Origin of the sequence: Allobosea sp. WAO, from assembly GCF_001509835.1 — a bacterium.
In the GTDB taxonomy this organism is placed as follows: domain Bacteria; phylum Pseudomonadota; class Alphaproteobacteria; order Rhizobiales; family Beijerinckiaceae; genus Allobosea.
This window is the reverse complement of the sequence record NZ_JXTJ01000007.1, coordinates 350,141-370,772: the sequence shown is the minus strand read 5'-3', so window position 1 is coordinate 370,772 and position 20,632 is coordinate 350,141. Positions and strand designations below refer to the sequence as shown.

The 20,632-nt window shown below is 69.2% G+C and carries 16 protein-coding genes; 3 read left to right on the top strand and 13 right to left on the bottom strand.

Going from position 1 to position 20,632, the window contains the following annotated elements:
• Positions 1-2: 2 nt before the first annotated feature.
• The 6 genes from DK26_RS14140 to DK26_RS14115 form a co-directional block, all read right to left on the bottom strand.
• Positions 3-974, bottom strand: coding sequence for an ABC transporter permease (locus DK26_RS14140; protein WP_066473403.1), 972 nt, complete (start codon positions 972-974; stop codon positions 3-5).
• A 3-nt stretch (positions 975-977) separates the two neighbouring features.
• Positions 978-2,078 carry an ABC transporter permease gene (locus tag DK26_RS14135; protein WP_066473400.1) on the bottom strand — a complete coding sequence of 367 codons (1,101 nt, stop codon included), beginning with the start codon at positions 2,076-2,078 and terminating at the stop codon, positions 978-980.
• Positions 2,075-3,610, bottom strand: coding sequence for an ABC transporter ATP-binding protein (locus DK26_RS14130; protein WP_066473398.1), 1,536 nt, complete (start codon positions 3,608-3,610; stop codon positions 2,075-2,077). Before DK26_RS14130 ends, DK26_RS14135 begins: the two co-directional genes overlap by 4 nt.
• Entirely contained in the window at positions 3,607-4,344 is a 738-nt protein-coding gene (locus DK26_RS14125; RefSeq protein WP_066473396.1) for an MBL fold metallo-hydrolase, read from the bottom strand. Before DK26_RS14125 ends, DK26_RS14130 begins: the two co-directional genes overlap by 4 nt.
• A gap of 25 nt (positions 4,345-4,369) precedes the next feature.
• Complete coding sequence (locus DK26_RS14120) at positions 4,370-5,371, bottom strand: BMP family ABC transporter substrate-binding protein (protein WP_066473394.1); 1,002 nt, start codon at positions 5,369-5,371, stop codon at positions 4,370-4,372.
• Between the two features lie 137 nt (positions 5,372-5,508).
• On the bottom strand, positions 5,509-6,279 hold the full coding sequence (locus DK26_RS14115) for an SDR family oxidoreductase (protein WP_066473391.1): 771 nt from the start codon (positions 6,277-6,279) through the stop codon (positions 5,509-5,511).
• Between the two features lie 175 nt (positions 6,280-6,454).
• On the opposite strand from DK26_RS14115, the gene moeB reads away from it, so the two are divergent.
• Positions 6,455-7,243, top strand: a complete 789-nt coding sequence (gene moeB / locus DK26_RS14110) for a molybdopterin-synthase adenylyltransferase MoeB (protein WP_066473388.1) — start codon at positions 6,455-6,457, stop codon at positions 7,241-7,243.
• A 10-nt stretch (positions 7,244-7,253) separates the two neighbouring features.
• Here moeB and gshB read toward each other — a convergent pair whose 3' ends face one another.
• The 3 genes from gshB to rsmI form a co-directional block, all read right to left on the bottom strand.
• Complete coding sequence (gene gshB, locus DK26_RS14105; RefSeq protein WP_066473385.1) at positions 7,254-8,201, bottom strand: glutathione synthase; 948 nt, start codon at positions 8,199-8,201, stop codon at positions 7,254-7,256.
• Positions 8,202-8,269: 68 nt separating this feature from the next.
• Positions 8,270-8,650: a YraN family protein gene (locus DK26_RS14100; protein WP_066473382.1), complete on the bottom strand. Its 381-nt coding sequence runs from the start codon at positions 8,648-8,650 to the stop codon at positions 8,270-8,272.
• Positions 8,647-9,579, bottom strand: a complete 933-nt coding sequence (gene rsmI, locus DK26_RS14095) for a 16S rRNA (cytidine(1402)-2'-O)-methyltransferase (protein WP_066473379.1) — start codon at positions 9,577-9,579, stop codon at positions 8,647-8,649. Before rsmI ends, DK26_RS14100 begins: the two co-directional genes overlap by 4 nt.
• Positions 9,580-9,753: 174 nt before the next feature.
• Between rsmI and DK26_RS14090 the strand changes: the two genes are divergently transcribed.
• Entirely contained in the window at positions 9,754-10,971 is a 1,218-nt protein-coding gene (locus DK26_RS14090) for a penicillin-binding protein activator (protein ID WP_248309966.1), read from the top strand.
• 134 nt (positions 10,972-11,105) lie between these two features.
• On the opposite strand, the gene DK26_RS14085 is transcribed toward DK26_RS14090, so the two are convergent.
• Complete coding sequence (locus DK26_RS14085) at positions 11,106-13,391, bottom strand: NADP-dependent malic enzyme (protein WP_066473377.1); 2,286 nt, start codon at positions 13,389-13,391, stop codon at positions 11,106-11,108.
• A 131-nt stretch (positions 13,392-13,522) separates the two neighbouring features.
• Complete coding sequence (locus DK26_RS14080; RefSeq protein WP_066473375.1) at positions 13,523-15,355, bottom strand: methyl-accepting chemotaxis protein; 1,833 nt, start codon at positions 15,353-15,355, stop codon at positions 13,523-13,525.
• Between the two features lie 102 nt (positions 15,356-15,457).
• Here DK26_RS14080 and mutS point away from each other — a divergent pair, with 102 nt between their 5' ends.
• Positions 15,458-18,190 carry a DNA mismatch repair protein MutS gene (gene mutS / locus DK26_RS14075; RefSeq protein WP_066473372.1) on the top strand — a complete coding sequence of 911 codons (2,733 nt, stop codon included), beginning with the start codon at positions 15,458-15,460 and terminating at the stop codon, positions 18,188-18,190.
• Positions 18,191-18,305: 115 nt separating this feature from the next.
• Here the strand turns inward: mutS and DK26_RS14070 are convergent, their stop codons facing one another.
• Together DK26_RS14070 and DK26_RS14065 are read right to left on the bottom strand one after the other, a co-directional pair.
• Positions 18,306-19,562: a TIGR03862 family flavoprotein gene (locus DK26_RS14070; RefSeq protein ID WP_066473370.1), complete on the bottom strand. Its 1,257-nt coding sequence runs from the start codon at positions 19,560-19,562 to the stop codon at positions 18,306-18,308.
• Positions 19,559-20,602 (bottom strand): GMP reductase, encoded by a 1,044-nt coding sequence (locus tag DK26_RS14065; protein ID WP_066473368.1) that lies wholly within the window; start codon positions 20,600-20,602, stop codon positions 19,559-19,561. The genes DK26_RS14070 and DK26_RS14065 overlap by 4 nt, the downstream gene beginning before the upstream one ends.
• Positions 20,603-20,632: the final 30 nt, after the last annotated feature.

Below are 20,632 nucleotides of genomic sequence, written 5' to 3'. Positions count from 1 at the left end.
GTTCAGCGTTCCTTGACATAGGGCAGGCCGGAGGCCTTGGGCGGCACTGCCTTGCCGATGAAGCCGGCGAGCAGGACCACCGTCATCACATAGGGCAGGGCTTGGATCGCCTGCACAGGTACCTGGCCGATGCCTGGTAGCGCAACGCCCTGCAGGCGGATCGCGATCGCGTCGAGCAGGCCGAAGAGCAGGCAGGCGAAGAGCGCCGGCCAGGGCCGCCAATTGGCGAAGATCACCGCGGCCAGCGCGATGAAGCCCTTGCCGGCTGTCATCTGCGGCAGGAAGCCGGCCGATTGCGAGACGGCGAGATAGGTTCCGCCGAGGCCGCAGAGCGCGCCGCAGATGATCACGGCGGCATAGCGCAGCCCGGCGACCGAGACGCCGGCCGTGTCGACCGCCGCCGGGTTTTCGCCGACGGCGCGCAGGCGCAGGCCGAAGCGGGTGTGCTTCAATACCAGCGCCGTCAGCACGACGCAGAGCAAGGCGAGATAGACCGGGGCGGCGTGGCCGGAGACGGCGATGTCGTAGAGCGGCCCGAGGACGGGGACGGATTTCAGCGTTTCGACCAGCGGCAGTTCGATCTCGCCGAAGCGCGCCGCGCCCTCCAGAGGCGGCGTGCGCCCGCCCTGGCCGTACCAGGCATTGCCGAGGATCACGGTCAGCCCAGCCGCCAGCATGTTGATGGCGACGCCGGAGACGATCTGGTTGCCGCGCCAGGTGATCGCGGCAAAGCCATGGACCAGCGAGAGCGCGACGGAAGCGGCGATGCCGGCGCCGAGCCCAGCCCAGGCCGAGCCGGTCTTGTAGGCGATCACCGCCGAGGCGAAGGCGGCGATCAGCATCTTGCCCTCGAGCCCGATATCGACGACGCCCGCCCGCTCCGACCAGAGCCCGGCCATGGCGGCGCAAAGAAGCGGCACCGAGAGCCTGATGGTCGAGTCGAGGATGACGGCGAGGGTCTGGACGATCTCCATCGCCTAGCCTCCGCGTCCGGGCCGCAGCGTGCCCGCGACCAGCCGCCGGAACAGCCCTTCCAGCGCCCCCGCGAACAGGATCACCACGCCGCCGATCACCACCACCATCTCGCGGGTGATGGTCGGCTTGTCGAAGGAGAGCTCGGCGCCGCCCTGGTAGAGTGCCCCGAAGAGCAGCGCCGCGAGCCCGACGCCGACCGGGTGGCCGCGGCCCATCAGCGCCACCGCGATGCCGACGAAGCCGTAGCCGGCGGTGAAATCGAGCACCAGCCGATGCTGCACGCCCATCACCTCGTTGACCGCGAGCCCGCCGGCTAGCGCCCCCGAAAGCGCCATCGCCACCATGGTGATCTTGGCCGGCGAGATGCCGGCATAGGCGGCGGCGCGCGGATTGGCGCCGACGGTGCGGATCGCATAGCCGAGGCGGGAGCGGTAGATCAGCAGCCAGACTGCGACGAGCGCGGCGAGCGCCAGCAGGAAGGCGCTGTTCAAGGGCGTCGTCGGCAGCTTCAGGCCGAACGGCGCCAAGAGCTGATGCATCGGCGTCAGCGTCGCATGCTTGGCGAAGTCGGCGGTCTCGGGCTGCATCGAGCCCGGCTTCCCGATCACCTCGACCAGGAGGTAGACGATCAGCGTCGCGGCGATGAAGTTGAACATGATCGTGGTGATCACGACATGGCTGCCGCGCATCGCCTGCAGATAGCCGGGAATGAAGGCCCAGACCGCGCCGCCCGCCGCCGCGGCGAGGATGGCGAGCGGTACCAGGAGGATGCCGGGGAGGGGCGCGAGCCAGAGGCAGGCCAGTGCCGCGAAGATGCCGGCGACCGTCGCCTGGCCCTCGCCGCCGATATTGAACAGCCCGGCATGGAAGGCGACAGCGACGGCGAGCCCCGTGAAGACGAAATTGGTGGCGTAATAGAGCGTGAATCCCAGCCCTTCGAGGCTGCCGAGCGAACCTTTCAGCAGCAGCGCCGTCGCCTCCAGCGGGCTCTCGCCGATGCCGAGCACGACGAGCCCGGCGACCAGCAGCGCGGCCGCGACCGAGACAACAGGCACGAGCGCGGTGTCGGCCCAGCGCGGCAGCTCGATCGGTGCGGCGCTCATGCCGCCCGCTCGCTGACGCCGGCCATCAGCAGGCCGAGATCGCGCTCGTCCGCCTCATCGGCGACGCGTTCGCCGGTGATCCTGCCGCCGCAGAGAGCCAGGATCCGGTCGGACAGCGCCATCACCTCCTCGAGCTCGACCGAGACCAGCAGGATCGCGACCCCGGCATCGCGCAGCGCGATCAGGCGGCGATGGATGAATTCGATCGCGCCGATATCGACGCCGCGCGTCGGTTGGCCGACCAGCAGCACCTTCGGCGCCCGCTCGATCTCGCGGGCGAGCACGATCTTCTGCTGGTTGCCGCCGGAGAATTTCGCCGTCTTCAGAGCGGGATCGGCGGGGCGCACGTCATAGGCCTGCATGCCGGAGAGCGCATGGTTGCGGACGGCCGCAGGCGATAGCAGTGGCCCCGGCCCGAAGGCCGGATCGTCGTGATAGCCGAGGATCATGTTCTCGGCCGCGGCGAAGGCGGTGACGAGCCCGGTCTTCTGCCGGTCCTCGGGGATATGCATCAGCCCGAGCCGGCGCAGATTGGCCGGGTTTCGGTCGGCGGCGTTGAGGATTTTGCCATCGAGGCGGATCACCCCGCGCGCCGGCTGGACGAGTCCTGCGAGCACGTCGAGCAACTCGCTCTGGCCGTTGCCGGCGACGCCGGCGATGCCGACGATCTCGCCTGCATGCAGCGTCAGGCTGGCATCGCGCAGCGTCTCGTGCCCGCGGCCGTCGACCACGCTGAGCCCGGCCGCCTCGAGCACCGGCGCACCGCGCTTGCGCGGTGCCTTCTCGACCCGCAGCAGCACGCGCCGGCCGACCATCGCCTCGGCGAGCTCCGCCGGCGAGGTCCGGGCCGTCTCAACATGGGCGACCATCTCGCCGCGCCGCATCACCGAGACCCAGTCGGTCACCGCCATGATCTCGCGCAGCTTGTGGGTGATCAGGATCACCGTCTTGCCCTGCGCCTTCAGCGCCCGCAGCAGTTCGAAGAGCTGGTCGGCCTCGGCCGGGGTCAGCACTGCGGTCGGCTCGTCGAGGATCAGCACGTCCGCGCCGCGGTAGAGCGCCTTCAGGATCTCGACGCGCTGCTGCAGCCCAACCGAGAGCGAGCCGACGGTCGCATCCGGGTCGATGGCAAGGCCGTACTGCGCCGAGAGCCTGGCGAGTTCGGCCCGCGCCTTGGCGACGCCGCGCTTCAGCCAGGGCCCTCCCTCGGCGCCGAGCACGACGTTCTCGACCACCGAAAGCGGCTCGACCAGCATGAAGTGCTGGTGGACCATGCCGATGCCGGCGGCGATCGCCTCGGCCGAGGAGCGGATGGCGCGCTTCTCGCCGCGCACCCGGATCTCGCCGGAATCGGCCTCGTAGAAGCCGTAGAGGATCGACATCAGCGTCGATTTGCCGGCGCCGTTCTCGCCGACGATGCCGTGGATCGAGCCGGCGGCGACCGTGAGCGAGACGTCCCGGTTGGCGGCGACCGGGCCGAAGGATTTCGAGACGCCGGAAAGTTCGATCGCGGCAGGCGCGGCGCCCGTCATAGGAAGAGGACCATGCCGTCATGGGCGCGGGTTTCGGGCAGCGGCTCGCTATGCGCCAGCATATCCGGCCCCATATGGGTCAGGATGAGGCGCGGCGTGTCGAGCGCGTCGCGATGGGCCGCGAGCGAGCGGTAGTCGAGATGGTTGGCCAGCACCCGGTCGAATGTGTAGCACTCGACGAGCAGCGCATCGGCACCCGCGGCGAGCGGGATCAGCGCGTCGGTCCAGGCGGTGTCGCCGGAATAGGCGAAGGTCTTGCCGCCTTGCCTCAGCCTGTAGCCCTGGCAGGGGCCGGCGCGCTCGTCATGCACCATCGCAAAGGCTTCGACCGCGATGCCGTCGAGCTCCGCCGGAGCCTCGGGCGTGACCTCCACATAAGTGATCGGGAAGCGCCAGCGATTGCTGGAGGCGCCGGGGAAATCGGTTTCGAGCGCATGCCGGGCCCGGTGCTCGATGCCTTCCGGGCCGGCGATGGTCAAAGGCTCGCGCCGGCGCGAGAGGAACTGTGCTTCGAGCAGGAAGGCCGGCAGCCCGCCGAAATGGTCGCCGTGGAAATGCGTGAACAGCAGGGTCGAGAGCTGGTTGCGCACGACGCCGGCCCGGTTGAGCGCGACCATGCTGGAGGAGCCGCAATCGAGCAGCAGCTTCGCCTCGCCCGCCTCGATCTGGAGGCAGGTGTTGAAGCGGCCGCCGGAGCCGAACGCGTCGCCCGAGCCGTGGATGGTGATCTTCATCGCGCCGATGCGGCGGTGCGAGCCGTTACATCGTGCACTTGGAGTCCGACATATAGTCGTGGACCTTGACCGAGCCGGCGATGATGTCGGCTCTGGCCTTGTCGGCGGCCGCCTTCATCTCGGCGCTGATCAGCGCCTTGTTGTTGTCGTCGAGCGCCCAGCCGACGCCGTCCTCCTTCAGCCCGAGCACCGAGACGCCGGGCTTCCAGCTGCCCTCGCGCGCCGCCTTGAAGGAGTTGTAGGCGGCGACGTCGACGCGCTTCAGCATCGAGGTCAGCACCTTGCCGGGATGCAGCATGTTCTGGTTCGAATCGACGCCGATGCCGAGCTTGCCGGCGTCCGCAGCGGCGCGCAGCACGCCGATGCCGGTCCCGCCGGCAGCGTGGTAGACCACGTCGGCGCCACGATCGATCTGCGACTTGGCGAGCTCGCCGCCCTTGACCGGGTCGTTCCAGGCGGCCGGGGTCGAGCCGGTCATGTTCTGGAAGATCTCGGCGTCCTTCTTCGCCGCCTTGACGCCCTGGACATAGCCGCAGGCGAATTTGCGGATCAGCGGGATGTCCATGCCGCCGACGAAGCCGACCTTGCCGGTCTTCGAGGCGAGGCCGGCGAGCAGCCCGACGAGATACGAGCCCTCATGCTCCTTGAACACGACCGACTGCACGTTCGGCAGCTCGACCACCATGTCGATGATGGTGAACTTCAGGTCCGGGAACTCGGCCGCGACCTTCTGCAGCGCGGTCGCCTGCGAGAAGCCGACCGCGATGATCGGCGAATGGCCGTCGCGCGCGAAGCGGCGCAGCGCCTGCTCGATCTGCGCGTCGTTGGTCGGCTCGAAATCGCGGAACTCGACGCCGGTGTCGGTCTTGAACTTCTCGGCGCCGATGAAGACGCCCTCGTTGAAGGATTTGTCGAACTTGCCGCCCTTGTCGTAGACGACCGCGGGCTTGATCGCGGTCTGGGCGGTGGCGGCGAACGCCGAAAGAGCGACGCCGGCCAGGGCCAGGGCGAGGGATTTCAGGCGCATGGAACCGTTCCCCTGTCACGCATGGAGCAGTTCCGCTGCCCCCTTATGCGGTCACGATGGCACGGCTTTTCGAAAGGGCCAAGCGGCTGCGCGAGAGGCACGCCGCCTGGCGTTTCGCAAGAGCTTCCGGGGTTCCGTCAGCCGCGCTGGATCGAGACCCCGCCATCGGCGAGGAAGGCCGTGCCGGCGACGAAGCTCGACGCATCCGAGGCCAGGAACAAGGCAGCCCTGGCGATCTCCTCGGGCTTCGCCATGCGCTTCAGCGCGTGGAGGCCCTCGACGAAGGCCAGCACCTCCGGCCCGGCATCGGGCGCGTTGGTGAAGCTCGCCGGCGTATCTGTGCCGCCCGGCAGCAAGGCGTTGACCCGGATTCCCTGGCTCCCGAGTTCGGCGGCGAGTGCCTTCACCAGCCCGATCTGCCCGGCCTTGCCGGCGGCATAGGCGGACATGCCGGAAAGCCCGGCGGTGTAGCCGACGAAGCTCGAGGTGAAGATCAGCGAGCCGCCACCGCGCGCCTGCAGCGCCGGCACCTGGTATTTCGCACCGAGGAAGGCGCTCGTCAGGTTGATCTCGATCAGCTCGCGCCAGGCGGCCGAGGACATCTCCGCGACCGGTGCCAGCTCGCCGACCACGCCGGCATTGTTGAAAGCGATGTCGAGCCCGCCGAAGCGCTCCGTTGCCGCCTCGACCAGACGCTGCGCCAACGCCTCGTCGCGGATGTCGCCGGCAATGGCCAGCGCCTCGCCGCCCGATGCGGCGATCTCCGCCGCCAGCTGGTCGAGCTCGTCCTGGCGCCGCGCCGTCACCACCACCCTTGCGCCTTCGCTGGCGAACAGGCGGGCGGCGGCGCGCCCGATCCCGGAGCTCGCCCCGGTGATAAGCGCGATCTTGTCTTTGAGAACCGTCATGGCTTTGCCTTTCATGCCGCAGGAAACTGCGGCGCGGTGATCGCAGCCGGCGGGATGGGGCAGACACCCGCTTCCTGTCACGGCATGGCACCCGATTCCCGGGCAGCCGAATTCCGCGCTACGGATCGCGAGCACCCGATTGCTGCGCGGGCGCGATCGGCCTAATCCTGAGGGCATGATGCTGAGCGACGCCGAGATCGAGCGCTATGCCCGCCATCTGGTGCTGCCGGAGATCGGCGGCCCCGGGCAGGCACGGCTGAAGCGTGCGCGGGTGCTGGTGATCGGCGCGGGCGGGCTCGGGGCGCCGTTGCTCGCCTATCTCGCTGCCGCCGGCGTCGGCACCATCGGCATCGTCGACGACGACCATGTCTCGCTGTCGAACCTGCAGCGACAGATCATCTTCGGCACGGAGGATGTCGGCGCCCGCAAGGCGGTGGCGGCCGCCGGTTTCGTCAAGCGGCTGAACCCGCATGTGCAGATCGAGGAATACGTCACGCGGATCGACCCGCACAACGCCCGCGCGCTCGTCGCCTTCTACGACGTCGTCGCCGAGGGCTCGGATAATTTCGCCACGCGCTATGCGGTCTCCGATGCCTGCTTTCATGAGGGCAAGCCGCTGGTCACGGCGGCGCTCGGACGCTTCGACGGCTCGCTGACCACGATCAGGGCACATGAGACCGGGCCGGATGGCGAGCCCAACCCGACCTATCGCTGCCTGTTCCCCAACGAGCCGCCGCCCGGCACGATCGCCCCCTGCGCCGAAGCCGGCATTCTGGGCGCGTTGCCGGGCGTGATGGGCTCGCTGATGGCGCTGGAAGTGCTGCGGACGATCGCCGGTTTCGGCGAGCCGCTGGTCGGCAGGCTGCTGCTGGTCGACGCGATGGCGATGCGCTTCGAGACGATGCGCTATCGCTGGGACCCGGAGAACCCGCTGAACGGGACGGCTGTCGCCGCCACGGGCTGAGCCGGGGCGCTCAGAGCGCCGCCCGCTTCGCCTCGATCACGTCGAAGAGCTGCGCCGCGAGATCCGGTCCGCCGAGCTTCTTGATGGCGCGGACCCCGGTCGGGGCGGTGACGTTGATCTCGGTCAGCTTGCCGCCGATCACGTCGATGCCGACCAGCAAGAGGCCGCGCTCCCTGAGCGCCGGGCCGATGCGCTCGCAGATTTCGAGCTCGCGCTTCGAGAGGTCGGTCGGCCGGGCCGCGCCGCCGCGCACCATATTGGCGCGCAGGTCGCCTTCCGCCGGCACGCGGTTGACCGCGCCGGCGGCCTTGCCGTCGATCAGGATGATGCGCTTGTCGCCCGCGGTGACCTCCTTCAGGAAGGCCTGGACCACCCAGGGCTCGCGGAAGAGGTTGGCGAAGAGGTCGCAGAGCGAGCCGAAATTCGGATCGCCCTTGCCGGTCTTGAACACGGTCGCGCCGCCATGGCCGTAGAGCGGCTTCATCACGATCTCGCCGAACTCCTCGCGGAAGGCCTCGATCTCGGCCTTGTCGCGGGTGATCAGGGTCGGCGGCATCAGCTCCGGGAAATGGGTGACGAACAGCTTCTCCGGCGCATTGCGGACCTCGGCGGGGTCGTTGACCACCAGCGTCTTGGGATGGATGCGCTCGAGCATATGCGTCGAGGAGACATAGGCCATGTCGAAGGGCGGGTCCTGGCGCAGCAACACCACGTCGAGCGTCGAGAGGTCGGTGCGCTCGGGCTGACCCAGCGTGTAGTGGTCGCCCTCGACATCGCGGACCTCGACCGGGTTGATCACGGCGGTGACCTTGCCGTCGCGCAGGGTGAGCTTGTCGGGGGTGTAGGTAAAGAGCCGGTGGCCGCGCGCCTGCGCCTCCAGCATCAGCGAGAAGCCGGTGTCGCCGGCAATGCGGACCTTCTCGATCGGGTCCATCTGGATGGCGACGTTCAACGGCATGGGAGCGCTCCGGTTGTGAGCGCTTTATCGAGCCTGCCGCCGCGCCAGCGCAAGGGGCTCGTCCTGCGTCAGAGCGTGAGCTCGAAGACGGCGGGGACATGGCGCGGCAGCCGCCAGGGCGCGAGGAAGACGGCATCGGCCCGCAAATGGCGCTGCATCGCCCAGGGATTGCGCGCCAGCCACTGCCTGATGCCCGCCTCGATCAGGCGCCTTTTGTCGGCGGTGATCGCGCCCGCCGCCGCGTCGAGCGCGGCGCGGCGCTTCACCTCGACGAAGGCGATGCTGTTGCCGCGTGTCATGATCAGGTCGATCTCGCCGCCCTTGCCGCCGAAGCGCCGTTCCAGCAGGCGATAGCCCTTGGCGCTGAGATAGAGCACGGCGAGCCATTCGCCGCGCCGCCCGGACAGGCCGGAATGGCGGGCGCGTCGGCTGCGGGCCGACTCGCTCACGGCGTCCGCGTCAGCTCGAGCGCGCGGGCATAGACCAGCCGGCGCGGCTGGCCGCTGGCCGCGGTGACCTGCGCCACCGCTTCCTTCAGCGAGAGTTTTTCGAGCGCTGCCCGCAGCGCCTCGTCGAGCGCGGCGCCGCTCGGGGCGAGGGCAGCGGCGTCCGGCGGGCCGATGATCACCACGATCTCGCCGCGGGCTTCCTCGGCCTCTCCGTAATGGACGGCGAGTTCGGAAAGTCGACCGCGCCGGACGTTCTCGTAGTATTTGGTCAGCTCGCGTGCGACTGCGCCCGGCCGCTCTCCGAGCACCGTCGCGGCGTCGCCCAGCATCTCGGCGAGCCGCCGCGGCGATTCGAAGAAGACGAGCGTGCCGGGGATCGCGGAAAGCTCGGTCAGCCGCGCCTTCCGCGCCGCGCTCTTCGGCGGCAGGAAGCCTTCGAAGAAGAAGCGGTCGGTCGGCAGGCCGGCGAGCACCAGCGCCGCCAGCACCGCGGAGGGGCCGGGAATGCCGGTGACCGGCAGGCCTTCCGCCACCAGTTCCGCGACCAGCTTGTAGCCGGGGTCGGAGACCAATGGCGTGCCGGCATCGGAGATCAGCGCGAGCTTGCCGCCCTGGCGCAGCCTTTCCAGGATCTTCGGGCGCATCTGCGCCGCATTGTGCTCGTGATAGGGCAGGAGCGGCGTCGCGATGCCGTAATGCGCCAGCAGCGTCTTAGAGGTGCGGGTATCCTCGGCCAGTACCGCATCGGCGGCGGCGAGGGTCGACAGCGCCCGGAACGAGATGTCCTTGAGATTGCCGATCGGCGTTGCGACGATGTGCAGGCCGGGCGCCAGCGGCTCGGCCTCGGCCCGCAGCCCGAAGGCCGTGTAGCTTGCCGGGGTATCTTTGGCGCGGCCCGGGAGCGGCGCGGCGGGGGAAGGCGCTGACATGGCGGCGAAACTGCCACAGCCGCTGCCGGGAAGCCATCGCGCCGGCGGCAACTCATAGTTAACAGCTTGAAAATACCATCCCTGGCTGGCAGGTATTTTCCCGTGGTCCGGGGGGATATGCACCGCCGGGCGCCGTCGTGACGATGCGCCCCGCCAGCAGTGGAGACGAAGCCCGTGTCGCGCCCAGTTGGAATTCCAGATCAGGCGCCCCTCGCCGGCGTCTCGCGGCGGCTGATTCTGGCCAGCGGCGCTACGCTCCTGCTCACCGCCTGCAGCGGCGGCCCCTCCGGTTTGCCAGGCTTCGACAGCGCGGGCGGTGGCGCTCCTGCGGCCCCGACCGGCCCGACGCTCGGGACCGGCTCGGTCAAGGTCGGACTGATCCTGCCGCTGACGGCGGAAGGCGCCGGCGCGACGGTCGGCAACTCCCTGAAGAACGCTGCCGAGATGGCGCTCGCCGAATTCCCCGGGGCCGACCTGACCTTGCTGGTCAAGGACGATCGCGGCACGCCCGACGGTGCCCAGGCAGCCGCCCAGGCGGCGCTGCGCGAAGGCGCCGAGCTGATCATCGGCCCGCTCTTCGCGCCCTCGGTCCAGGCCGTCGCGCAGGTGGCCCGCGGTGCCGGCAAGCCGGTGATCGCCTTCTCCAGCGACAGCAACGTCGCCTCGCGCGGCGTCTACCTGCTCTCCTTCCCGCCCGAGAACGACGTCAACCGGGTGATCGCCTACGCCTCCTCGCAAGGCCGGAAATCCTTCGCCGCGATGGTACCGGACACCGCCTATGGCAAGGTCGTCGAGGCCGCCTTCCAGCAGGCGGTGGCCGATCGCGGAGCCCGCGCCGTGGTGATCGAGCGCTTCGGGGCCGACGCCAACAGCATGCGCGCTTCGGCCGGCCGGCTGACACCTGCCCTGCAGCAGGCCGATGCGCTGTTCGTGCCGGGCGATGCCAATGCCATGCCGCAGCTCGGCCTGATCCTGCAGCAGGCCGGCTACGACCCGGCCAAGGTCAAGCCGCTCGGCACCGGCGTCTGGAACGACGCCGCCGTTGCCCGCATTCCTGCCATCCAGGGCGGCTGGTTCGCTTCGCCCGATACGGCCGGCTTCAACGCCTTCGCCGGCCGCTACCAGAAGCGTTTCAACAGCTCGCCGACCCGCACCGCGACACTCTCCTATGACGCGGTCTCGCTCGCTGCCGCGCTCGCTCGCACGCAAGGCAGCCAGCGCTTCTCCGAATCCGTTCTGACCAATCCCTCAGGCTTCGCCGGCGCCGATGGCGTCTTTCGCTTCCGCCCGGATGGGCTGAACGAGCGCGGCCTTGCCGTCCTCGAATTGCGCAACGGCCAGATCGTCACGGTCAACGCTGCCCCGCGCGATCTCGGCCCTCGGACGAACTGAGGCGCCATCGGAGCGTCATTCTCGGGCGAAGCGCAGCGCAGACCCGAGAATCTCTTGCAGGATAAGGCGCCCTTCACGGGCGCCTTTTTCGTCATGAGATGCCCGGGTCGGGCCCGGGCATGACGCGCGCTGTCTCACCCGCCGATATTGAACGCCGCCAGCGCCGCCATGTTGACGATGTCGGAATCCTTGGCGCCGAGCGGCACGATCTGCACCGGCTTGTCGAGGCCGACGATCAGCGGGCCGATCACGGTCGAGCCGCCGAGCTCCTGCAGCATCTTGGTCGAGATCGAGGCCGAGTGGAACGCCGGCATCACCAGGACATTGGCCGGGCCGGTCAGGCGGCAGAACGGGTACTGGCCCATCAGATCGCGGTTCAGCGCGACATCGGCCGCCATCTCGCCGTCATACTCGAAATCGACGCGCTGGTTGTCGAGGATGGCGACCGCTTCGCGCACCTTTGCCGATCGCTCGCCGGGCGGGTGCCCGAAGGAGGAAAAGGCGAGCATCGCGACCCTCGGCTCATAGCCCAGACGCCTTGCCACGCCGGCGGCCTCGATCGCGATCTCGGAAAGCTCGCGGGCCGTCGGCATCTCGTGGATCGCGGTATCGGCGACGAGCACGGTGCGCCCGCGCGCGACCACCACGGAGACGCCAATGACGCGATGGCCCGGCTTCTCGTCGATGACGCGGCGGACCTCCTCGAGCGCGATCGAGTAGTTGCGGGTAACGCCCGTCACCATCGCGTCGGCATCGCCGAGCGCCACCATCGCCGCGGCGAAATGATTGCGGTCCTGGTTGATCAGGCGCTGGCAGTCGCGGAACAGATAGCCCTGCCGCTGCAGCCGCTCGTAGAGATATTGCGCATAGGCGCTATTGCGGTGCGACAGCCTGGCGTTCTGAATCTCGATGCCCTTGGCCTCGAGATCGACGCCGAGGAAGGTCGCCGCCTCGCTGATCCGCTCCTCGCGGCCGACGAGGATCGCCTTGCCGAGCCCCTGGTTGACGAAGGAGGCGGCAGCGCGGATCACCTGCTCCTCCTCGCCCTCGGCGAAGACGACGCGCTTCGGATAACGGCGGACGCGCTCGGTGATGCGGTTGAGGGTGCCGGCGACCGGATCGCGCCGCGCCGAGAGCTGCGCCTTATAGGCGGCGGTGTCGACGATCGGCTTGCCCGCGACGCCGGTCTCCATCGCCGCCTTGGCGACGGCCATCGGCACGACATGGATCAGCCGCGGATCGAACGGCACCGGGATGATGTACTCCTTGCCGTAGCGCGGGCGCGCGCCCTGATAGGCGGCGGCGACCTCGTCCGGCACATCCTCGCGCGCCAGGAAGGCGAGCGCCTCGGCTGCCGCGATCTTCATCTCCATGTTGATCGTCGTGGCGCGCACGTCGAGCGCGCCGCGGAAGATGAAGGGGAAGCCCAGCACGTTGTTGACCTGGTTCGGATAATCCGAGCGCCCGGTCGCCATGATCGCGTCGTCGCGCACTGCCGCGACCTCTTCCGGGGTGATCTCCGGGTCGGGATTTGCCATCGCGAAGATGATCGGGTTCTCGGCCATGGAGGCGACCATTTCGGGGGTCACCGAGCCCTTCTGGGAGAGGCCGAAGAACGCGTCGGCGCCCTCCATGGCCTGCGCCAGTGTACGCCGGTCGGTCACGGCCGCATGGGCCGATTTCCACTGGTTCATGCCCTCGGTGCGGCCTTGGTAGATCACGCCCTTGGTGTCGCAGAGGATGACGTTGTCGGGCTTGAAGCCCATCGCCTTCAAGAGCTCGATGCAGGCGATGGCGGCGGCGCCGGCGCCGTTGATGACGAGCTTCGTGGTCTTGACGTCGCGGCCCGTCAGGTCGAGCGCGTTGATCAGGCCGGCGGCGGCGATGATCGCGGTGCCGTGCTGGTCGTCATGGAAGACCGGGATGTCCATCAGCTCGCGCAGGCGCTGCTCGATGATGAAGCATTCCGGAGCCTTGATGTCCTCGAGATTGATGCCGCCAAAGGACGGGCCGAGATAGCGCACCGCCTCGATGAACTTGTCGGCGTCCTCGGTGTCGACCTCGAGATCGATCGAATCGACATCGGCGAAGCGCTTGAACAGGATCGACTTGCCTTCCATCACCGGCTTGGAGGCGAGCGCGCCGAGATTGCCCAGGCCCAGAATGGCGGTGCCGTTCGAGATCACTGCGACGAGATTGGCGCGGGCGGTGTAGTCATAGGCGCGGCTGGGATCCTCGGCGATGGCGAGGACGGGAACGGCGACGCCGGGCGAATAGGCCAGCGAGAGGTCGCGTTGCGTCGCCATCGGCACGGTCGGAACGATCTCGAGTTTGCCCGGCCGGCCCTCCGAGTGGAACAGCAACGCTTCCTGGTCGGTGAAGGTCGGGCGGGTGCGCTTGATCGGGGGGCGGTCGTTCATGCGTTTGTTCTTTTTCACAGGCGTTTCCTCGGGGGGAAACGACCATAGGGCAGCGCCCGCCCGCTCCACAAGGCGCTATCGCTGACCGTGACTCGTGCCTCGCCGGAGAAAGTCGGGGGACGCCGAAGCGTTCAGAGGCGGCCGCGCACCCGTGATACGAAGTCGCCCACATAGCGATCCAGCTCGACCGATTGCTCGCTGACCCGCCGCGCCGCCTCGACCACCCGCGAGGCGGTTTCCCCGGTCGAGCGCGCTTCGTCGCCGAGGGCCGCGACATTGCCGGTCACCGTCGTCGTCGAGCCGGCGACCGCCTGCGCGTCGGCGGCGATGCCGGAGGCGATCGTGCCCTGCGTGTTGACGACCCGCGCGATCGCCCCCGAGGTCGTCTCGATCGTGCCCATCGTCACTTCGATCTGCCCGACGGCCTCGGCCGCGGTCGCGGCGGCGGCACGGATCTCCTGCAGCGTCGCAGCGATGTCGCGGGTCGCCTTCTGGGTCTGCTCGGCGAGGTTCTTGACCTCGCCGGCGACCACCGCGAAGCCGCGCCCGGCCGTGCCGGCCCGCGCCGCCTCGATCGTGGCGTTCAGCGCCAGGAGGTTGGTGCGCGCGGCGATGTCCTCGATGAAGTCGAGCACGGCACCGACCTGGTCGGCGGCGAGGGCGAGGCCGTTGACGTCGCGCCGGGTCGAGCGGACATGGCTCGCCGCCTCCTGCGCCTTCTCGGCCGCCAGCCCTGTCTGCCGGGTGAGCTCGCGGATCGAGGCGTCGATCTCCTCGGCCGCCAGCGCGACGCTGCCGACCCGGTGCGAGGCGAGCTGCGCCTGCTGGGTGACGTCGACTGCCCGCTGGGTGGTATGGTCGGCATTCGCTGCCATCTGCTGTGCCGCCTCGTGCATGTCGCGGGCCGATTCGCCGACCTGCCGCAAGGCTTTGCCGACGGTGACTTCGAGATTGGCCGCGAGCTCTTCGAGCGCCGAGCGACGCAAGGTTTCGATCTCGTCGCGCCGGGTCTCGAGCGTCTTCTCGGGCGTGATGTCGAGCAGGATGCCGTCCCAGATCACCGTGCCGTCGGCGAGGCGGCGGCTCGACGCCTCGCTGCGTAGCCAGACGATCGCGCCGTCGATGCCGGCATAGCGCGCCTCGAACCGCCAGAAATCGCCATAGCCCCTCGGGTCCGCGTGCGCCGCCTCGAAGCGCGCCCGGTCCTCGGGCAGCATCTTGCCGAGCCAGATTTGCGGATCGCGCTCGACCTCCTCCTTGGTGATTCCCAGCAGCCGGTCGATGGCGAAGGAGGCGAAATGATAGCTCAACGAGCCGTCGGGATGGACGATTCGCTGGTAGAGCGTGCCCGGCGCCCGCTGCATCAGCGTCCGCAGCCGATAGGCGTTCTCACGGCGCTCGCGGTCATTGTGCACGACGAGCCCGACCAGGATCGTGCCGATCGTGTTGACCAGGATGATCATCGGCACGGCCTTGCGCAGGAAGCGCTCGGCGACTGCCGCGTCCGGCATGAACAGCACCGAGAGCAGGAGGCAAAGCGCCCCGATCCCGCTCAGCACCACGAAGTCGCTCAGCCCAAAAGAGCGACGCTGCCGGTAAAGCCATGCCGCATAGGCGACGCCGGCGAGCGCATTGAGGAAGATGCCGGCGAGGCCAGTCGCCATGCCGGCGCCGCCCTGGCTGTAGCGCAGTGCCGCGAGCGGCAGGGCCGTCAGCACCGCTGAAATCGGCCCGCCGATCGGCCCGGCGAGGATGGCGAGCGTGTTGCGGGAATCGACGACGACGCCGGCTTCCACCACGAACGGGAAGGCCATGCTGCACAGCGCGGCCGCGGCGAACAGGGCGCCGATCGTGACCTGGCGCAGGATCGGCCGCTGGTCGAGCCAGGGCGCGACGACCGTCACCACCAGCGCGGCGAGCAGCAGGAAGGAAAGGCTCTCGACGAGGTTGATCAGCAGCGACATGGGGGCCTTCGGCCGAAAATGGCCAGGTCAGCCTGCTTTCAATTGTTGAAAGTCTCCCTAACGGATGGCCTTGCCGGCGCGATTTGATAGCGTGCCGGCGCGATGCACAGCACCTCTCCCCGCGACACCACGCCCCCTCCTGCCGCCGCCGGCGCGAGCGCCGATTCCGGCCGCGTCACGCCGATGATGGCGCAGTATATGGAGATCAAGACCGCTAATCCGGACAGCCTGCTGTTCTACCGGATGGGCGATTTCTACGAACTGTTCTTCCAGGACGCCGAGATCGCCTCGCGCACGCTCGGCATCGTGCTGACCAAGCGTGGCAAGCATCTCGGCGAGGACATCGCCATGTGCGGCGTGCCGGTCGACCGCGCCGACGACTATCTCCAGCGCCTGATCGCCGCCGGCCACCGCGTCGCGGTTTGCGAACAGACCGAAGATCCGGCCGAGGCCAAGAAGCGCGGCGCCAAATCGGTGGTGAAGCGCGATGTCGTCCGCCTCGTCACGCCCGGGACCATCACCGAGGAGCGCCTGCTCGAGCCCGGCCGCGCCAGCCTGCTCGTCGCCGTGGCGCGGCGCCGGCTCAGCGATGTCAGCTATGCCTATGGCATCGCCGCCGTCGACATCTCGACCGGCCGTTTCAGCGTGCTGGAAACCGATGCGCGCGGGCTCTCGGTCGAGCTGGCGCGGCTGGAGCCGCGCGAGATCGTCTGCCCGGACGCGATCTACGATGATCCGGAGCTCAAGGAGGTCTGGCGCGACACGCCTGCGGCGGTGACGCCGCTGGCACGCGAGGGGCTCGATCCGGCTTCCGGCGAAAGGCGGCTGAAGGAGTTCTTCGGCGTCGCCACGCTCGATGCCTTCGGCGCCTTCAGCCGCGCCGAGATCGCCGCCGCCGCTGCCGCGCTCGCCTATGTCGAACGCACCCAGTTCGGCGCCCGTCCGCCGCTCTCCGCTCCTCGCCGCGAGGGCGAGAGCGCGGCCATGCTGATCGACGCGGCGACGCGGACCAATCTCGAACTGACGCGCACCCTCTCCGGCGAGCGCGCCGGCAGCCTGCTCGCCACCATCGACCGGACGCAGACGCCCGGCGGCAGCCGGCTTCTCGCCGAGCGCCTGGCGGGGCCGCTGACCGATCCTGCCGAGATCGGCCGCCGGCACGATGCCGTCGCTGCTTTGGTCGAGTCTCCCGGGCTGCGCGAGGATCTGCGCCGCGATCTCGCCCGCGTTCCCGACATCGCCCGGGCCTTGTCGCGCCTCGCGCTCGACCGCGGCGGCCCACGCGATCTCGCCGCGCTCGGCGCCGGGCTGGAGGCGGCGCGCGCCATCGCCGCCGCCCTCCTGCGCCATGCCGAGATTCCACCGGAACTGCGCGAGGCGGCGCTGGCGCTCGGCCGTACCGACCCTGATCTCGGCGCGCGCCTTTCGGCGACGCTCGCCGACGAATTGCCACTGCTGCGGCGCGACGGCCGCTTCGTGCGCGAGGGCTTTGATCCTGCCCTCGACGAACTGCGGCTGCTGCAGGTCGATTCCCGCAAGGTCATCGCCCAACTCCAGGCCCGCTACGCCGCCGAGACCGACTGCCGCACGCTACGGATCAAACACAATTCCATGCTCGGCTACTTCGTCGAGGTGCCGCAGGCGGTCGGCGAAAGCTTCCTGAGAGAGCCTTGGCGCGCCGTCTTCGTGCACCGCCAGACCATGTCGGATGCGATGCGGTTCTCCTCGGTCGAGCTAGGCGAGCTCGAGGCCAAGATCGCCTCGGCCGCCGACCGGGCGCTGAAGCTGGAACTGTCGATCTTCGCCGAACTGACCGCGGCCGTGCTCGATCAGGCCGAGCCGATCAAGGGGGCGGCGCTGGCGCTGGCCGCGATCGACGTCGCCGCCGCGCTGGCTGAGCTCGCGGTCGATGGCGGCTGGACCCGGCCGCTCGTCGACGAGGGCGCCGCCTTTTCGATCAAGGCGGGCCGCCACCCGGTCGTCGAGGCGGCGCTGAAGCGCGAGGGACAGCCCTTCGTCGCCAATGACAGCGAGCTTTCGCCCGCCGGCAAGCGCCAGGATGGCCGCATCTGCCTGATCACCGGCCCGAACATGGCCGGTAAATCGACCTTCCTGCGCCAGAACGCGCTGATCGCCGTGCTGGCGCAGATGGGCTCCTTCGTGCCGGCGCAGAGCGCCCATATCGGCGTCGTCGACCGCTTGTTCTCGCGTGTCGGCGCCGCCGACGATCTCGCCCGGGGACGTTCGACCTTCATGGTCGAGATGGTCGAGACCGCGGCGATCCTGAACCAGGCCGGGCCGCGGGCCCTAGTCATTCTCGACGAGATCGGGCGCGGCACCGCGACCTTCGACGGGCTTTCCATCGCCTGGGCGGCGATCGAGCATCTGCACGAGGCCAATCGCTGCCGGGCCCTGTTCGCGACACACTACCACGAGCTGACCGCGTTGGCCGAGCGGCTCGACCGGGTCGCCAACGCCACCGTGCGCGTCACCGAATGGAATGGAGAAGTCGTTTTCCTGCACGAGGTCGTGCCCGGCGCCGCCGATCGCTCCTACGGCATCCAGGTCGCCAAGCTCGCCGGCCTGCCCCCGGCCGTGGTCGAGCGCGCCCGCGCCATTCTCGGCGAGCTCGAGAAGAGCGAGCGCGAGAAGCCGGTGGCGGCGCTGGTCGACGATCTCCCGCTCTTCGCCGCGCAATTGCGCAGCCCGCCTCCCGCGCCCGTGGTCGCGTCCGGCCCCGATTTGCTCAGGGAGACGCTTGCCGGGCTCGACCTCGACGAGATGACGCCGCGCGAGGCGCTGGAAGCGCTTTATCGGCTGAAGGGGCTGGGCTGAGATTGCCGCGCCGTCTTTCCGGGGCACTGCGCAGCAGCGAGCCCGGAACTCATGAACTCGACGCGGCTGGAACAGGCGGCGTCTGGGCCGAATCGGCCATCCAGAAATGTCGTGTTCATGGGTTCCGGGCTCGGGCCTCCGGCCCGCCCCGGAATGACGGGGAGGCGAGAAGCCTCTCGATCCCCTCGGCCGCGGCGACACCTGTCGCGAAGCAGGCCTGCAGCAGGAATCCGCCGGTCGGCGCCTCCCAGTCGAGCATCTCGCCGGCAACGAAGACGCCGGGCACACGCTTCAGCATGAAGCCCGCGTCGAACTCGTCGGCGAGGATGCCGCCAGCCGTCGAGATGGCGCGCGCGATCGGCGCCATCCCGGTCAGGCGCAGCGACGCCGCCTTGATCAGCCTGGCGAGAGCCGCTGGCTCGGTCGGCAGCGGGCCTTCGGTGGCCTCGCGCAGCACCGCGATCGCGACCGGCGAAAGCCCTGCCGCCTTGCGCAGATGGTTGCTCAGCGTCTCGCCGGCCCGGCGGCGTTCGAGGCGGGCGGCGAGCGCGGCCGCGTCGAGATCGGGCCGCAGATCGACGGCAAGCTCGGCATGGCCATCGCGTGCGATCGCTTCGCGCAGCGGCCCCGAGAGGGCATAGATCGCGCCGCCCTCGATACCGTCGGCGTCGATCATCGCCTCGCCCATGGCGTGCCGCCCGGCAAAGGAGAGGGCGATCCGCTTCAGCGGCTGTCCGGCGAAGCGCTCGCGCATCAACGCCGACCAGTCGACCGAGAAACCGGCATTGGCTGGGCGCAGCGGCGCGATCGCGACGCCCTTCGCCGCCAGCATCGCCTGCCAGCCGCCATCCGAGCCGAGCCTCGGCCAGCTCGCACCGCCGAGCGCCAGCAGCTTGGCGCCGGGGCGAAGCGTTTCGACCGTCCCGTCGCGATTCTCGAAGCGCAGGGCGCCGCTCTCGTCCCAGCCCGTCCAGAGCCGGCCGGAATGCAGGCTGACGCCGAGCCCGTCGAGCCGTGTCAGCCAGGCCCGCAGCAGGGGCGAGGCCTTCATCGCCTTCGGGAAGACCCGGCCGCTTGAACCGACGAAGCTCTCGGCGCCGAGCCCGTCGGCCCAGTCGCGCAGCGCCTGCGGTGGGAAGGCTCTGATCGCCGGCTCGAGCCAGTGGCGGGCCTCGCCATAGCGGTCGAGAAAGCCGTCGAGCGCCTCGGAATGCGTCAGGTTGAGCCCGCCGCGCCCGGCGAGCAGGAATTTTCGCGCCGGCGAGGGCATGCGCTCATAGAGCGCGACGCGCCGCCCGGCCTGCGCCAGCCGCTCCGCCGCGATCAGCCCGGCCGGGCCTGCGCCGATGATGGCGATGTCGGGTTCGCTCAATTGCCGAACACGGTGTTGAGCTGCGCGCCGACCAGGATGAAGCTGGTGCGCTTCGACATCTCTTTGAGACGAACCGCGCCGATATAGGTCATCGCCGAGCGCACCCCGCCCATGATCTCCTGCATCGTACCCTCGACCGGGCCGCGATAGGCCACCTCGACGGTCTTGCCCTCGGAGGCCCGGTACTTGGCGACGCCGCCCGCGTACTTGTTCATCGCCGTGTCCGAGGACATGCCGTAGAACACCATCGCGACCGGCACCTTCTCGCCGTCGCGCTCCTCATAACGGATCTCGCCCTCGCATTCGTCATGGCCGGCAAGCATGCCGCCCATCATCACGAAATCGGAACCGCCGCCATAGGCCTTGGCGACGTCGCCCGGCACAGTCAGCCCGCCATCGCCGCAGACCAGGCCCTTGAGCCCATGGGCCGCATCGGCGCATTCGATGATTGCCGAGAGCTGCGGATAGCCGACGCCGGTCATCTTGCGGGTGGTGCAGACCGAGCCCGGGCCGATGCCGACCTTGACGATGTCGGCGCCGGCCAGGATCAGCGCCTCGGTCATGTCGCCGGTGACGACGTTGCCGGCCATGATCGCGGCGTTCGGGAAGGCCTCGCGCGTCGCCTTGACCGTGTCGACGAACTTCTCGGTGTAGCCATTGGCGACGTCGAGGCAGATCTTGTCGATCGGCGCCTTGGCATGGACCGCTTTCAGCTTGTCATGGTCGGAATCGGTCGTGCCCAGCGAATAGAAGGCGTTGGCCGACCCCGGCTCCTTGAAGAAGGCGATCAGCTCCTCCGCGCTGTAATGCTTGTGCAGGGCGACCATGGCGCCGTGCTTCAGCAGGGCGCGCGCCATCGCCATGGTGCCGACCACGTCCATATTGGCGGCGATCAGCGGGAAGCCGCTCCATTCGCGGCCGGTATGGGCGAAATGGAAGCTGCGGTTGACGTCGACTTCCGAACGGCTGCCGAGCGTCGAGCGCTTCGGCCGGATCAGCACGTCCCGGAAGTCGAGTTTCGGATCGTTCTCGATGCGCATGGCGAAAGCTCCGGCGGCTGGCGCAGACGG

Excerpts from the sequence above, each read along its gene's own strand:
- DK26_RS14140 (WP_066473403.1), bottom strand. The coding sequence starts at position 974 with ATGGAGATCGTCCAGACCCTCGCCGTCATCCTCGACTCGACCATCAGG.
- DK26_RS14135 (WP_066473400.1), bottom strand. The coding sequence starts at position 2,078 with ATGAGCGCCGCACCGATCGAGCTGCCGCGCTGGGCCGACACCGCGCTC.
- DK26_RS14130 (WP_066473398.1), bottom strand. The coding sequence starts at position 3,610 with ATGACGGGCGCCGCGCCTGCCGCGATCGAACTTTCCGGCGTCTCGAAA.
- DK26_RS14125 (WP_066473396.1), bottom strand. The coding sequence starts at position 4,344 with ATGAAGATCACCATCCACGGCTCGGGCGACGCGTTCGGCTCCGGCGGC.
- DK26_RS14120 (WP_066473394.1), bottom strand. The coding sequence starts at position 5,371 with ATGCGCCTGAAATCCCTCGCCCTGGCCCTGGCCGGCGTCGCTCTTTCG.
- DK26_RS14115 (WP_066473391.1), bottom strand. The coding sequence starts at position 6,279 with ATGACGGTTCTCAAAGACAAGATCGCGCTTATCACCGGGGCGAGCTCC.
- moeB (WP_066473388.1), top strand. The coding sequence starts at position 6,455 with ATGATGCTGAGCGACGCCGAGATCGAGCGCTATGCCCGCCATCTGGTG.
- gshB (WP_066473385.1), bottom strand. The coding sequence starts at position 8,201 with ATGCCGTTGAACGTCGCCATCCAGATGGACCCGATCGAGAAGGTCCGC.
- rsmI (WP_066473379.1), bottom strand. The coding sequence starts at position 9,579 with ATGTCAGCGCCTTCCCCCGCCGCGCCGCTCCCGGGCCGCGCCAAAGAT.
- DK26_RS14085 (WP_066473377.1), bottom strand. The coding sequence starts at position 13,391 with ATGAACGACCGCCCCCCGATCAAGCGCACCCGCCCGACCTTCACCGAC.
- DK26_RS14080 (WP_066473375.1), bottom strand. The coding sequence starts at position 15,355 with ATGTCGCTGCTGATCAACCTCGTCGAGAGCCTTTCCTTCCTGCTGCTC.
- mutS (WP_066473372.1), top strand. The coding sequence starts at position 15,458 with ATGCACAGCACCTCTCCCCGCGACACCACGCCCCCTCCTGCCGCCGCC.
- DK26_RS14065 (WP_066473368.1), bottom strand. The coding sequence starts at position 20,602 with ATGCGCATCGAGAACGATCCGAAACTCGACTTCCGGGACGTGCTGATC.